The sequence below is a fragment of the Brucella cytisi genome, assembly GCF_038433355.1.
GTDB lineage: Bacteria > Pseudomonadota > Alphaproteobacteria > Rhizobiales > Rhizobiaceae > Brucella > Brucella cytisi.
Genome location: NZ_JBCAUP010000002.1, coordinates 303,991 through 317,047 on the forward strand (window position 1 = coordinate 303,991; position 13,057 = coordinate 317,047).

Here is a 13,057-nt window from a genome sequence, read left to right on the forward strand (position 1 = left end):
TGTAACAGGTTGAGTCATGCTGAAAATCTGGGGTCGTATCAATTCCACGAATGTGAAGAAGGCGCTCTGGACGGCGCGCGAACTCAATCTCGACTATGAACAGATAGACTTAGGAGGCCAGTTCGGTGGATTGAAAGATCCGGCTTACCTCGCACGCAATCCGAATGGGCTGATCCCACTGCTGGAAGACGGCGACACAGTGTTATGGGAATCCAATACCATCACGCGGTATCTCGCGGCAGCTTACGGCAAAGGCACGCTATGGATCGAAGATCCGGCCAAGCGTGCACAGGCCGAAAAATGGATGGATTGGGCTTCTGCATCCTTCTACACCAATTTTAGCAACGTCATGAAGCATCTGATCCGGCTGCCGGAAGCCGAACGCGATCCAGTCATTCTGGAACATAGTCTTCAGGGTCTTGCGCATTCGATGCAGATTGCCGATAAAGGTCTCAAGGAAACGCCTTGGTTCTCGGGCGAGAATTTTGGCATCGGCGACATTCCCACCGGTTGCTACGCCTATGCCTGGTTTGAGTTTCCGATTGAGCGCCCCTCTCTCCCGCACCTTGAAGACTGGTATGGCCGCCTCAAACAGCGTCCGGCCTATCAGGCGGCTGTTATGACGCCTCTCACCTGATTTCTAGAATTATCCAGAGGAATAAACGAATGACGACACCCGCTAAAGTCGCCTTTCTGGGCTTGGGCGTCATGGGGTATCCCATGGCAGCTCACCTCAAGAACAAGGGCGGTCACGACGTCACGGTTTATAACCGCACGACAGCAAAGGCCGAAAAATGGGCCAAGGAATTCGGTGGTAGCTTTGCCGCAACACCAGCCGAAGCCGTGCGCGATGCGGATTTTGTTTTTGCCTGCGTCGGCAACGATGATGACCTTCGTTGCGTGACCATCGGCCCGGACGGCGCTTTCTCAACCATGAAGAAGAACGCGATATTCATCGACAACACGACAGCCTCTGCTGAGGTTGCTCGTGAACTGGATATCGAAGCACAAAAGCGCGCCTTTCATTTCATTGATGCGCCCGTTTCTGGTGGTCAGGCCGGCGCTGAAAACGGTGTACTAACTGTCATGGTCGGCGCACCTGAGGCCGTTTTCGAGCGCGCAAAGCCTGTTATCGATGCTTATGCACGTATGGTCGGCCTCATGGGGCCGGTCGGCTCAGGCCAGCTTGCCAAGATGGTCAACCAGATCTGCATTGCTGGTCTCGTTCAGGGGTTGGCAGAAGGTATCCATTTCGGCAAGAAGGCTGGCCTCGATATTGAAAAGCTGATTTCGGTAATCTCGAAAGGCGCGGCTGGCTCCTGGCAGATGGAAAACCGGTCCGGCACCATGAACGAGGGCAAATATGATTTCGGCTTTGCCGTCGACTGGATGCGCAAAGACCTTGGCATCTGCCTTGAGGAAGCTGACCGTAATGGAGCACTTTTGCCGCTTACAGCACTGGTGGACCAATTCTATAAGGAAGTACAGAAGATCGGTGGCAACCGCTGGGACACATCATCGTTGCTCGCGCGGCTGGAACAGTCCTGAGACAAGCAGGTCCCAACAAAAAAGCCCGGCAATGCCGGGCTTTTCGTTTGTTATCTGTCGAGCTTAGAACTTGACCTTTGCAGTAAGCGAAAGACCACCGACGAAGTCGTTACCGAACTCGCCTTTGGAGCCAGTTAGGTTTGGCTTACCGTTGACGACCGTATCGTCGAGTTCACCCGAAGACAGCCAACCGGCGGCACCCGCCAGACGAACTTCGAACTGTTCGTTCGGCTTGTAGTTGGTACCAAGGCCAAACAGCCAGACGTCGGTCTGCGAGGTCAGGCCCGTGCTGGTTCCGCGATCCCAGGTAACAGTACCGGCCACCGACCATTGATCATTAAACTTGTGGCCAACGCCACCGCTAACCGTCCAGCCGTCCTGATAATACAGATTCAGACTGGTGATCGTGGTACCCTTGCGAGTGACATTGTTGTCAGATGCGTTGAAATCCACCTGTGTTATGGATGACCAATCTGTCCACTTGACCGAGCCAAAAGCAAGCCAGTCTGGAGCGATACCGGTCTGGAATTTGAATTCGACCGACTGTGGTGTATCAACATCGCTTTCAACATTGATCGGGATACCACGACCGCCGACAATCGCCAGATTGTCAATCGTGCCTTCAAGATTATACTTGAGCTTGGACTGATAAACCAACGTCGCGCGCATCGCATACTCTGGAATTTCATAGGCAGCGCCCAGACGCCAGCCCACTGCCTCATCCTCAACATCCAGAGAACCGATACGGAAGGTGCCACCGAATGCGGAACCAGGAGGTATCATCTTGGTCTGCTCGCCTTTGAGCTCCTGATAGCTCACGCCGCCGAGGATACGGAAATAGCTTTTTTCACCAGCTGCAAAACGATACGAACAGTTCACGCCGTAATCGTTCGAAGAAATCTTCTGATCGATTGCGGTGAACATACGAACCGTATCAACGCCAACGTCGGTATGAATTCCCCAAGGCTGACGATACTGCGCTGCACAGGCAAGGTCGTCGGTCAGGTCGAACTTTGCCGAAGCCTTGGGAACCCAATAGCTCTTTGCTTCATCGACGCTTGTTTCATAAGGCTGTCTCGTGATCGGATTGATACCGCCGGTGGCTGCACCTACCCGCGAACCACGGATGTTCTTCAGCTTACGCTGCGGCGCCACAAAAGTTCCACCAGCTTCGACAGCATTGCCCTTTTCGAAGAGAATGTCGAAATCCTGCGAGCTACGCTCAAAGCCACCTGCATTGGCAGCAACCGCGCTTCCGAGGAGAGCCGCGACTGTTCCTGCCATTTTTACGCGCTGTACACTCATTATGTCCTCCCACACAGCAACGGTATTAACGTTGACGGAAACGTAATTCAGGAAGGATTCAGGCCGCAAGATACATTAATTTGGATTAGCTTCCTCGTACTTTCGAAGCATTCGTCAAAAATGGCTAAAACATCAAATATCGTGTCGCTTCATTAGCAGAAATCGCCCGACACATGGCAAAACAGGTCCAAATTGGCCAATTTTCGGCCTCTTTTTCGCCTTGTTGCGAAAGCGCAACATTGGTCGAAAACAATCGAAACCAGAGTTCGATCTGCCGTTCCAACCCTTGAAACGAGCCTAAACCCTATCAGAGCGCATAAAAACGCCCGACAGTGAAATGCGCTGCCGGGCGTTTGATTCGATAGAGAATCGTTTTCTTACGTCAGGTCAAATCAGCCTGCATCACGGATGCGTGATTCAGCAGTTGCCACACGCTGCGCCGATTCCTTCAGTTCAGCCAACCGCTCACGCTCCGCTTCAACAACTTCCTCGCGCGCGTTCACGACAAATTTTTCGTTGGAAAGCTTCTTCTCGATACGATCCATTTCAGCTGCAATCTTGCCAGCTTCCTTGGCGAGACGTGCAGCTTCAGCTTTGAGATCGATCAGCTTGCCAAGCGGGATGCAGATTGTCGTCTCACCGAGCAGCATCTGGGCCGACCCCTTGGGAGCCTGTGCTTCGAACGAGACGCTCTCCACACGGGCAAGGCGTTTGACGGCAGCGTCGTGACGGGCAAACCGTTCTGTGCTTGTCGCATTGGCATCCAGCACGACAACCGGGGCAATAGCACCGGCAGGCACATTCATTTCCGCACGAACAGAACGAATGCCGGTGACGAGATCAACAAGCCAGTTGATGTCAGCCGCAGCTTCCTCGTCCTCGAACGACAGTTCCGGCCAGGCAGCCAGCGCCAGCACTGTATCGCGCTTCTGTCCCTCGCCTGCAGTCAGGGTCCAGAGCTCTTCGGTCATGAAAGGCATGAACGGATGCAGGAGCTTGTAGACCTGGTCCAGACAATAGGCTGCCGTGGCTTGCGCTTCTGCCTTCGCAGCTTCATCGTCGCCCATGAAGATCGGTTTCAGAAGTTCCAGATACCAATCGCAGAACTGGTTCCAGACAAAGCGATAGGCAGCACCTGCAGCCTCATTGAAGCGATAGGTGTCGATACCTTCCGTCACGGCCCGCGTTGCGTTGGTCAGTTCCGTCAGAATCCAGCGATTGACGACAAGTTTGGCGTTTTCCGGTTTGAAACCGGCATCACGCTTCACGCCATTCATCTGGGCGAAACGCGTTGCGTTCCAGAGCTTGGTGCCGAAATTGCGATAGCCCGCAATTCGCGCCGGGTCGAGCTTAACATCGCGGCCCTGAGCCGCCATGATCGCAAGGGTGAACCGCAGCGCGTCGGCGCCATATTCATCCATCAGCTCCAGCGGATCTATGACGTTGCCCTTGGACTTCGACATCTTCGCGCCGTGCTTGTCACGAACGAGAGCATGCAGATAGACGGTATGGAACGGGATTTCCTCCATGAAATGGAGGCCCATCATCATCATGCGGGCAACCCAGAAGAACAGAATGTCGAAACCCGTAACCAGAACACTGGTGGGATAATAGGTTGCGAGTTCCGGTGTCTTGTCCGGCCAGCCGAGCGTCGAAAACGGCCAAAGCGCCGACGAGAACCACGTATCGAGAACATCAGTGTCGCGCTCAAGCGCAACGTCTTCGCCATAGTGAGCGCGTGCGGCGGCTTTCGCTTCCTCTTCGCTCTTTTCGACAAAGTATTGGCCATCCGGACCGTACCAAGCCGGTATCTGGTGTCCCCACCAGAGCTGGCGTGAAACCGCCCATGGCTGAATGTTTTCCATCCAGTCGAAATAGGTCTTTTCCCAATTCGCCGGGACGATCTTTGTCTTGCCCTCGCGCACCGCTGCCATTGCTGGCTTGGCCAGTTCGCCAGCGTTTACATACCACTGGTCAGTCAGATAAGGCTCGATCGGAACGCCACCGCGATCACCATGTGGGACGGCGTGCGTATGATCCTCGATCTTTTCCAGATAACCGCGCTCGTCCATCAGCTCGACGATGCGCTTGCGGGCTGCAAAACGGTCCTGTCCCTCAAGTTCGTGGATCAGCGCCTTCAATTCCGGCGTCAGCTGCAACCCTTCGAGGAAATCAACATTGTCTTTGATCGTTATCGACGCATTCGTCGTCAGAATGTTGATAGCGCGCAGCTCATTCCGCTTGCCCACTTCGAAATCGTTGAAATCGTGCGCGGGCGTAATCTTGACCGCGCCCGAACCGGCTTCCGGATCAGCGTAATCGTCTGCAACAATCGGGATATGGCGACCAACAAGCGGCAGCACAACATCGTTGCCAACCAGAGCGTGGTAGCGCTCGTCCTTCGGATTGACCGCAACGCCGGTATCGCCAAGCATGGTTTCCGGTCGCGTCGTCGCAACGACGATGTAGGTATGCGGATTCTCTGGATCGAATGGAACGTTCTCAAGCGGGTAACGGAAATGCCAGAGATGACCTTTCGTTTCGCGCGACTCGACTTCGATGTCGGAAATTGCCGTCAGCAGCTTCGGGTCCCAGTTGACCAGACGCTTGTCGCGATAGATGAGACCTTGCTTGTACAGCGAGACGAAAACTTCCAGAACCGCGCGCGACAGTCCTTCGTCCATGGTGAAGCGCTCGCGTGACCAGTCGCACGAGGCGCCGAGACGGCGCAACTGGTTGGAAATCATCCCGCCGGATTCGGCTTTCCACTGCCAGACACGCTCAATGAACTTCTCGCGGCCCATGGCATGACGATTTGGCTCCTGCCGTTCAGCCAGCTGGCGTTCGACAACCATCTGCGTTGCAATGCCCGCGTGGTCCATGCCAGGCTGCCACAGCACGTTCTTGCCGCGCATACGCTCGAAGCGAACCATAATGTCCTGGATCGTGTTGTTGAGCGCGTGGCCCATATGCAGCGATCCGGTAACGTTCGGCGGAGGAATAACCACAGCGAACGGATCGGCTCCCGGCTTCGCGCCTGCACCCGCCTTGAATGCACCCGCTTCTTCCCAGCGTTCAGCAATTTTCGGCTCTATCGCCGCGGCGTCATAGGTCTTCTCAAGCATGGAATTATCCGGTCTTTATGCGCGATGAATGGATTGAAGGCTCAATAGCAACTAACAGCTGACAAATCACTTTAAAAGTGACAGCGCCACTTTCGGTCACTTTTAAAGTGAAAACCCGCCTGCTGCACAGACGGGAACATTTCAATGGATCAGCTCGATACCGTTTATCGGTCGCCACGCACCACACGTTCGATTTCTTCCCGGACAAGCCGCTCAACAAGCGTCGGCAGATTATTGTCGAGCCAATCCTGCAGCATAGGGCGCAACAGTTCCGCAGCAATATCATCGAATGAACGGCGCGGCTCGGCCCGAACCGCATGGTTCAAATCCTGAAATGCGGCAGCTACCTGACGTTCGGCAATCTGCGACAGCATATGAGCAGCAGGCTGCATCTTTGCAACGGGCTCAGTAACTGGCGCTACCGCCTCGGGCTGAACCGGGATTTCCGGCTCGGCTATATCTGCAGGCTCCTGCTCCATGTCCGTATCGAGTTCAGGTTCGAGCAACGCATCGACTGCTTCGGCAATTTCCGCCTCGACGGAAAAGTCGATTTCCTCCAGAGATATCTCCGCCTCGGCAGGCAGTTCCAAGGATGACGTAGCCTTGGCGTCGGAATGATCATCGTTCTCCGCATTGAGGACAACTTCATCCTCGTCATCGGCTTCGATTTCAGGCTCTGGTGCTGCCTGCGCCGGTTCGCCAATCGGACCGCGCAACGTCGGTTCGTCCTGGAACACGTTGCGCATCATTGCAGGCTTTTCAGGCTGTGCAACGGGCAGCTCGGTGACTGGACGGCGGAATTCGGCAACCTCTCCACGAGCCGGAGATGCCGTTGCCACCGGCGCTGGCTGGCGGGTGACATCGCTATCTTCAATGATCCTGCGGATGGAAGCGAGAATCTCTTCCATCGATGGTTCACGCGCTGCGCTGGATGTCTGTGCCATGGCTACTATCCGCTTTCCTGTATTGCGACATTGTCTGCAAAAGACAGAGAATCAATGGATTAAGGGTAGCGGACGATCATCCGTTTGAGAATCCCCGGCCAAGGCAAGCTGGATCAAACTCACAGCTTTATGGATTTGTTAAGAATTGCTGACGTCGCAAAAAACGAATCGAGAGTAAACAAAAAGGCACCCGAAGGCGCCTTTTCAATTCTCACTATGCTTGCAAGCAATTACCGACCGTCCGGCGTGCGCAGACCGAACCACTTGTCCTTGACGGCTTCGTAATGTTCTTCCGGCTTGTACTGAGCGACCTGCAAGCCCATCTGGCTGGCAGTCATGCGACCGGTCGCATTGAGAAGAGCATAGCTGGCGACAACAACGTTACGCTCGGATTCGACCAGGGCGATCTGTGCATTGATCAGATCGTTTTGCGAATTCAAAACGTCCAGCGTCGTGCGCTGTCCAACCTTGCGCTCTTCGATGACACCGTCGAGAGCAAGCTGTGCGGCGGAAATGCCGTCACGATTTGCCTTGACCGATGCGCGGGCTGCTTCAAGCTGCGACCATGCAGAGCCGATAGCCTGACGAACCTGATCGCGAACGACGTCAACTTCAATGCGAGCCTGACCGAGCTGTTCCTTGGACTGGCGAACCTGAGCCGAACTACGGCCACCGGTATAGATAGGGATACTGACACCGACGCCGATGGACGCCGAGTTGCCATCGGTCTGCGAGCCGCCCTCGCCGGAATAAGTATCAAGGTGGCTGGCGCTTGCCGTAAGGCCGACGGACGGAAGCAGAGCGCCTTCCTTGGCCTTCACGTTATATCCAGCGGCATTAACGGCATATTGGGTGGCAAGAATGCCTGGGTGTCCGGCAGTCGCAATGGAGAAAGCCTGATTTGGCGAGCTCGGCAGGTTCTTGGCTGCGGCTGCAGTCGCAAGCCTGTCCGGCTGAACGCCGATAACCTGCACATAGGTTGCTTCTGCCGACTTGACATCCGCACGGGCAGAATTCAACGCCGCTACAGCCGTCGAACGGCTGGCATCTGCCTGCGCAACGTCGGTACGCGTACCTTCACCTACGTCGAGACGGGCACGGGCCGCACGAACCTGCTCGTTCAGGGCTGCAAGGTTGCGTTCACGCAGAACAGCGATCTGGCGAGCCTGATAGACATCCATATAGGCCGTTACCGCCTCATAGAGTCTGTTTTGCTCTTCGTTACGCAGGTTTTCGCGCTGGGCGAAGACCTGCGTTTCTGCGGCGGCGACATTGTTCTTGGTCTGAAACCCATCGAACAGCATCTGGTTCAGCTCTATGCCGAACGTGCCTGTTGTGCGATAACCCTGACTTGAAGGTGTCTTGCCACGCCCTACGTTATAAGAACCGGTAATCTGCGGACGATAACCGGACTTGGCAATGGCCACACCTTCATCCGTGACGCGGACGCCTGCGCGGGAGTAGTTCAGGTTAGCATTGTTCTTGTAGGCCTTCACGAGAGCGCCGGTTAACGTCTCCGAGAACGCCGCCTGCCCCGTTAAAATGGTGCCAGACAACAATGCTGCGGCCGCTACCAGTCCTTTGCACGTTTTGAACACCGGGTACCTCATATTAAGAACAAACGAATCCAACTATCGAACCGATCGGTTCGGGCAAATCCTAATAACCTCTAAAATCGGTTATTTCCATTGCCCCCGCCAGAGCTTGCACAAACAAATTCCGCAGCGTTGCAGAATTGTATCATCCACTAAAATTAAAATTCGAACTGCGCAACGCGCTCGAATCCCGGCAGCAGACGAACCGCAGTGTTGAACACACCACGTCCCGATGCAACACCATTTTCTTTAACGTAAATCCGCGCAACTCCGGCATTCCCCCTGCCTTCAACGGCAACGAGGCGTCCGCCGTCCTTCAACTGGCTGAGAAGTGCGTCCGGAACGAAATCGACTGCGCCTTCAATAACGATCACATCGTAAGGGGCTTCTGACGGATAACCTGTCTGCAGTTCGCCTGAAACGATCACAACATTGTCATAGCCGAATTCAGCAAGACGGGCAGTCGCAGCAGCCAACAATAAGGAATCACTTTCCAGACCGATCACCGAACCAGCGAGCTGGGAAAGGATGGCTGCCGAATATCCGGTGCCGCAGCCGACATCGAGAACCACGTCGGTGTTCTTGATGCGTGCGAGTTGCACGAGCTTGGCGAAAGGCGAAGGTTCCATGAGATAGCGCGGCTGCTTGCCTTCGCTTTCAAGAAGCTGGTCTTCATCGATATAGGCGAGAACCTGACGGGCTGCGGGAACGAAAGCCTCGCGCGGGACGGTCAGGAAAGCATCGATAACCGCCAGATCGGTTACGTCCGTCGTACGGATCTGGTTGTCGACCATCTTTGTGCGAAGATCCTGGAAATCGGCTGCCATAGCCCTAAACCCTTCCTTGTCGCGGAATGCGATGTTTCATGCCATTGGAGCCCCGTGCATCCTTTTGGACGCACAAAGAGCACCATAAACGAGATTTGCCGTTGATGTGGCAAAAATCGCGGGTCCAGTCAATGAAACACAGCATTTGCGGCATTTATGCTCACTGATACCCACTACAGTCGTCGGCATCTGGATATGAGAATGCCGGAAAACTTTCCGCTTCCCGGCATCTCTGCGTCTGTTTTAACACATAGCCTGCCCGAAACCGTTTCACACTTTTCGGGACGGGCTCTATCGCTCGCAGCGCTTTGAAACAAGCACCTCTGAAATCACATTATTGAGCGTTCGATGCCGGATAACCGGCTGCCGCCAGTGCAGAAAGCACAGCATCCTGTGAAACCGTGCTGTCGAATTCAACCTCTTTGTTGTCGAGATCGATTTCGATTGGCGCAGTTGTATCGAGCTTGCGCAGTGCGACGGTAATGTTATCGGCACAACCGCCGCACTTCATCTTGGGAATGGAAAACTTCATCAACTCAGTCACTCCTTTCAGACTGAACATAAGATGAGGCTTCCCATCATGGTAAGGTCAAGGGCTTTTCTACCTTTCTTCTTATGGCGCTTCGCAGGTCTCTGGCACGCTCTTTTCCAATTCCAGAGGTGACTTGGTCAAAGACCCTGTCATGATCTGCATCGGCTTGAATGGCGGCTCTTCCTGCATGCTCGGATTTGTGAGGTGAATCGTGTAGCAGCCTGTAAAGACTTCCTTCTTGCCATCCGCCGTTTCGGCTTCGATGGCCAGTGGCTGGCTCCAGTAGATCTGTCCGGCGCCTGGATCGGGATCAGTCTTGCGCAGCGCGACCTGCACGCTCTTGGTATTCTCATAGCCTTTAACAAAGGTCTTGAAGTCCGGCTCACGCCCTTCCTCGGAATAATAACCGTAGGCTCGGGTATATTCCTTGCGGTTGATCGCATTGTAATAGGACTCAATCAGAGCCTGTGGCGTCGAGCGATCGTCGCGATAATCCGGAACTGTCACGCCTCCGGCAGCATCCTGCGTCTGCTCGGAAGGCTCGGTTTCCTCCACAGGCTTGGAAGCGTTGTCATGCTTTTCCTGAACGTTTCTCGGCGTTTCTTCGGGCGCGGCCTTCGGCCGATTTTGCGCCAGAGCGCTTCCGTCCGAAAAGCCAGCCAACCCCGTGCCCAGAAAGCCGATCACAGCAGCCAGCATCAGAGGTTTCATCCGGTCATTCGACATTCGCTTCTCCTCTTCCCAGCAAAGTTTTTGCGGAGCGCGTCGGGGGCGCTCCCGATTTGGTGTATTGCAGTAATGATGTTACAACACTAACTATAGTGAAAACGTGGCAGGCGCAGAGGAAACTCAGCCTGTTGCGACACGATTGGACGATTCTTCGTCCATATGCCAGCACGATACCGGAAGAGAGAAAATGGGCCGTTTCGCAGTCATGACGCTAACTGACAAGGCAGCTGATCGCGTTCGCGAGATCATCGCATCGCGGGACGGCGCTCTTGGTATCCGGGTGGGTGTGAAAAAAGGTGGCTGCGCCGGAATGGAATACACCATCGATCTCGTTACCGAAGCCAAGGCAGGCGACGATGTGATCGAGAAGGATGGCGCGAAAGTCTTCATCGCGCCTGAAGCCGTTCTTTTCCTGCTCGGCACCCAGATGGATTTTGAAGTAACGACGCTGCGGACGGGTTTTGTCTTCAACAACCCGAACCAGACATCGGCTTGCGGCTGTGGCGAATCCGTCGAAATCAAGGCTGCCTCCCCAGAGAGCCTTCGCCAGATGCAGGGCGCAGCCTAACTCAAGACAAGGTCCGCCAGCTAATGGATGACGAAGCTCTTCGCGATTTGTTGCAGAACTTCGGCCCCATCAGTATCCGCCGCATGTTTGGGGGCAAGGGCATTTATCATCAGGGCCTGATCTTTGCGCTCGTCGTTCGCGACGAGTTGCTCTTCAAGGCTGACGAAATAACTATCCCGGATTTTATCGACGCAGGCGCAACCCAGTGGACCTATGAAGGTCGCAAGGGCGGCGATCCCATCGCAATGCCATACTGGAGCGTTCCAAGCGAGGCTTTCGACGATCCCGAAATTATGACGCACTGGGCGCGCCTTGCATATGATGCGGCGCTACGAAGCGAAAAAACCAAGCCCAAAAAGAAATCGGCTACGAAGCGTTAGCTTCGTAGCCGATTGGTCATTGCCCTACCGCTTCTGTCAGATCCCGGTCGGAATCAGCATGAAGGCCGGAATGTCGTTGCCGAAACCAACAGGCGCCGGGCCGTCATCGTCACGATCGCGACGGCGCTTCTGTTCGTGCTGCGGCTTGCCGCGGCGCTCGTCATTGGAAGCGCGGATCGCATCGCGGCGTTCGGTGGCTTCGATCACAGGCTGCGGCTGTTCGGCAGGATCAAGAGTTTCGGCAGGCTTTGCCTTTACCTTGTCTTTCGGCTTTTCCTTACCCTTGGCATCCTTGCCCTTGCCGCGCGCGTTCCTGCCCTTGCGCTGATCGTCTGCCTCATCAGAAGCCGGCAGTGTCGACAGATCGCCATCGAGCCATTCGATATTTTCGCCGATCATATTCTCGATAGCGGCCAGATATTTCGTGTCCGAAGGCGTTACGATGGTGAATGCCTTACCGGAACGTCCCGCACGACCGGTACGGCCGATGCGGTGAACATAATCTTCTGAATGGATAGGAACATCAAAATTGAAAACGTGGCTCACATCAGGAATATCGAGGCCGCGCGCTGCCACATCGGAAGCGACCAGCAGTTGCAGTTTGCCTTCCTTGAAATTCGCCAGCATGGTCATGCGTGCACGCTGATCCATGTCACCATGCAAGGCACCCGCATTGAACTCATGCCGCGTCAAGGAGCGGAAAAGCTCAGACACGTCCTTCTTGCGGTTGCAGAAGATGATTGCATTCTTGAGCGTATCACCTTCAGCGCGGATGAGATCACGCAGAACCGCGCGCTTGTCCCAATCCTTCTTGCTGGATTTCACCAGACGCTGGGCCACAGTCTTGGCCGTAGACGAGGCCTTTGCAACTTCAATGCGCGTTGGCGAATGCAGGAATTGTTCGGTCAGCTTGGTGATTTCCGGCGGCATGGTGGCCGAGAAGAACAGCGTCTGACGCGTAAACGGGATGAGCTTGCAGATACGCTCGATGTCCGGGATGAAGCCCATGTCGAGCATGCGGTCGGCTTCATCGATGACGAGAATTTCAACACCGGTTAGGAGTAGCTTGCCGCGCTCGAAATGATCGAGCAGGCGACCGGGGGTTGCGATGAGAACATCGGCACCGCGCTCCAGCTTGCGCTCCTGTTCATCGAACGAAACACCGCCGATTAGAAGAGCAACGTTCAACCGATGATTGACACCATATTTGGTGAAGTTTTCCTCAACCTGAGCTGCGAGTTCACGGGTCGGTTCCAGAATGAGCGTACGCGGCATACGAGCCCGTGCCCTGCCCTTTTCCAGAAGCGTAAGCATCGGCAGAACAAAAGAAGCCGTCTTTCCGGTTCCCGTCTGCGCGATCCCGAGAACGTCCTTGCGTTCAAGGGCTGGAGGAATGGCTCCTGCCTGAATGGGTGTAGGCGCAGAATATCCCGCCGCTTCTACAGCAGCGAGCACTTTCGGGGAAAGACCGAGTTCGGCAAATGTCGTCAATGGAGGCGCAGCT

General features: G+C 55.0%; 12 protein-coding genes. 4 read left to right on the forward strand and 8 right to left on the reverse strand.

Annotated features, from left to right (window positions below):
• Positions 1 to 16 precede the first annotated feature (16 nt).
• On the forward strand, positions 17 to 637 hold the full coding sequence (locus AAE521_RS03660; protein WP_342060481.1) for a glutathione S-transferase family protein: 621 nt from the start codon (positions 17 to 19) through the stop codon (positions 635 to 637).
• A 29-nt stretch (positions 638 to 666) separates the two neighbouring features.
• Entirely contained in the window at positions 667 to 1,548 is an 882-nt protein-coding gene (locus AAE521_RS03665; RefSeq protein ID WP_342060482.1) for an NAD(P)-dependent oxidoreductase, read from the forward strand.
• Positions 1,549 to 1,611: 63 nt separating this feature from the next.
• Here AAE521_RS03665 and AAE521_RS03670 read toward each other — a convergent pair whose 3' ends face one another.
• The 7 genes from AAE521_RS03670 to AAE521_RS03700 all read right to left on the reverse strand — a co-directional run bounded on the left by AAE521_RS03670 (position 1,612) and on the right by AAE521_RS03700 (position 10,602).
• Positions 1,612 to 2,853 (reverse strand): OmpP1/FadL family transporter, encoded by a 1,242-nt coding sequence (locus tag AAE521_RS03670; RefSeq protein WP_167375554.1) that lies wholly within the window; start codon positions 2,851 to 2,853, stop codon positions 1,612 to 1,614.
• A 392-nt stretch (positions 2,854 to 3,245) separates the two neighbouring features.
• Complete coding sequence (locus AAE521_RS03675; RefSeq protein WP_342060483.1) at positions 3,246 to 5,978, reverse strand: valine--tRNA ligase; 2,733 nt, start codon at positions 5,976 to 5,978, stop codon at positions 3,246 to 3,248.
• 164 nt (positions 5,979 to 6,142) lie between these two features.
• A complete protein-coding gene (locus AAE521_RS03680; protein WP_342060484.1) occupies positions 6,143 to 6,922 on the reverse strand; it encodes a PopZ family protein in 780 nt (259 codons plus the stop codon).
• 230 nt (positions 6,923 to 7,152) lie between these two features.
• Positions 7,153 to 8,532 carry a TolC family outer membrane protein gene (locus tag AAE521_RS03685; RefSeq protein WP_071632788.1) on the reverse strand — a complete coding sequence of 460 codons (1,380 nt, stop codon included), beginning with the start codon at positions 8,530 to 8,532 and terminating at the stop codon, positions 7,153 to 7,155.
• Positions 8,533 to 8,675: 143 nt separating this feature from the next.
• Positions 8,676 to 9,344, reverse strand: a complete 669-nt coding sequence (locus AAE521_RS03690) for a protein-L-isoaspartate O-methyltransferase family protein (RefSeq protein ID WP_071632787.1) — start codon at positions 9,342 to 9,344, stop codon at positions 8,676 to 8,678.
• Positions 9,345 to 9,678: 334 nt separating this feature from the next.
• Positions 9,679 to 9,879: a heavy-metal-associated domain-containing protein gene (locus AAE521_RS03695; RefSeq protein ID WP_084094318.1), complete on the reverse strand. Its 201-nt coding sequence runs from the start codon at positions 9,877 to 9,879 to the stop codon at positions 9,679 to 9,681.
• A 78-nt stretch (positions 9,880 to 9,957) separates the two neighbouring features.
• A complete protein-coding gene (locus AAE521_RS03700; protein WP_071632786.1) occupies positions 9,958 to 10,602 on the reverse strand; it encodes a hypothetical protein in 645 nt (214 codons plus the stop codon).
• Positions 10,603 to 10,792: 190 nt separating this feature from the next.
• Between AAE521_RS03700 and sufA the strand changes: the two genes are divergently transcribed.
• Together sufA and AAE521_RS03710 are read left to right on the forward strand one after the other, a co-directional pair.
• Positions 10,793 to 11,173: a Fe-S cluster assembly scaffold SufA gene (sufA, locus tag AAE521_RS03705; protein WP_071632785.1), complete on the forward strand. Its 381-nt coding sequence runs from the start codon at positions 10,793 to 10,795 to the stop codon at positions 11,171 to 11,173.
• Between the two features lie 23 nt (positions 11,174 to 11,196).
• Positions 11,197 to 11,553, forward strand: coding sequence for a TfoX/Sxy family protein (locus AAE521_RS03710; RefSeq protein WP_342060485.1), 357 nt, complete (start codon positions 11,197 to 11,199; stop codon positions 11,551 to 11,553).
• Between the two features lie 36 nt (positions 11,554 to 11,589).
• On the opposite strand, the gene AAE521_RS03715 is transcribed toward AAE521_RS03710, so the two are convergent.
• On the reverse strand, positions 11,590 to 13,044 hold the full coding sequence (locus AAE521_RS03715; protein WP_071632783.1) for a DEAD/DEAH box helicase: 1,455 nt from the start codon (positions 13,042 to 13,044) through the stop codon (positions 11,590 to 11,592).
• Positions 13,045 to 13,057 lie beyond the last annotated feature (13 nt).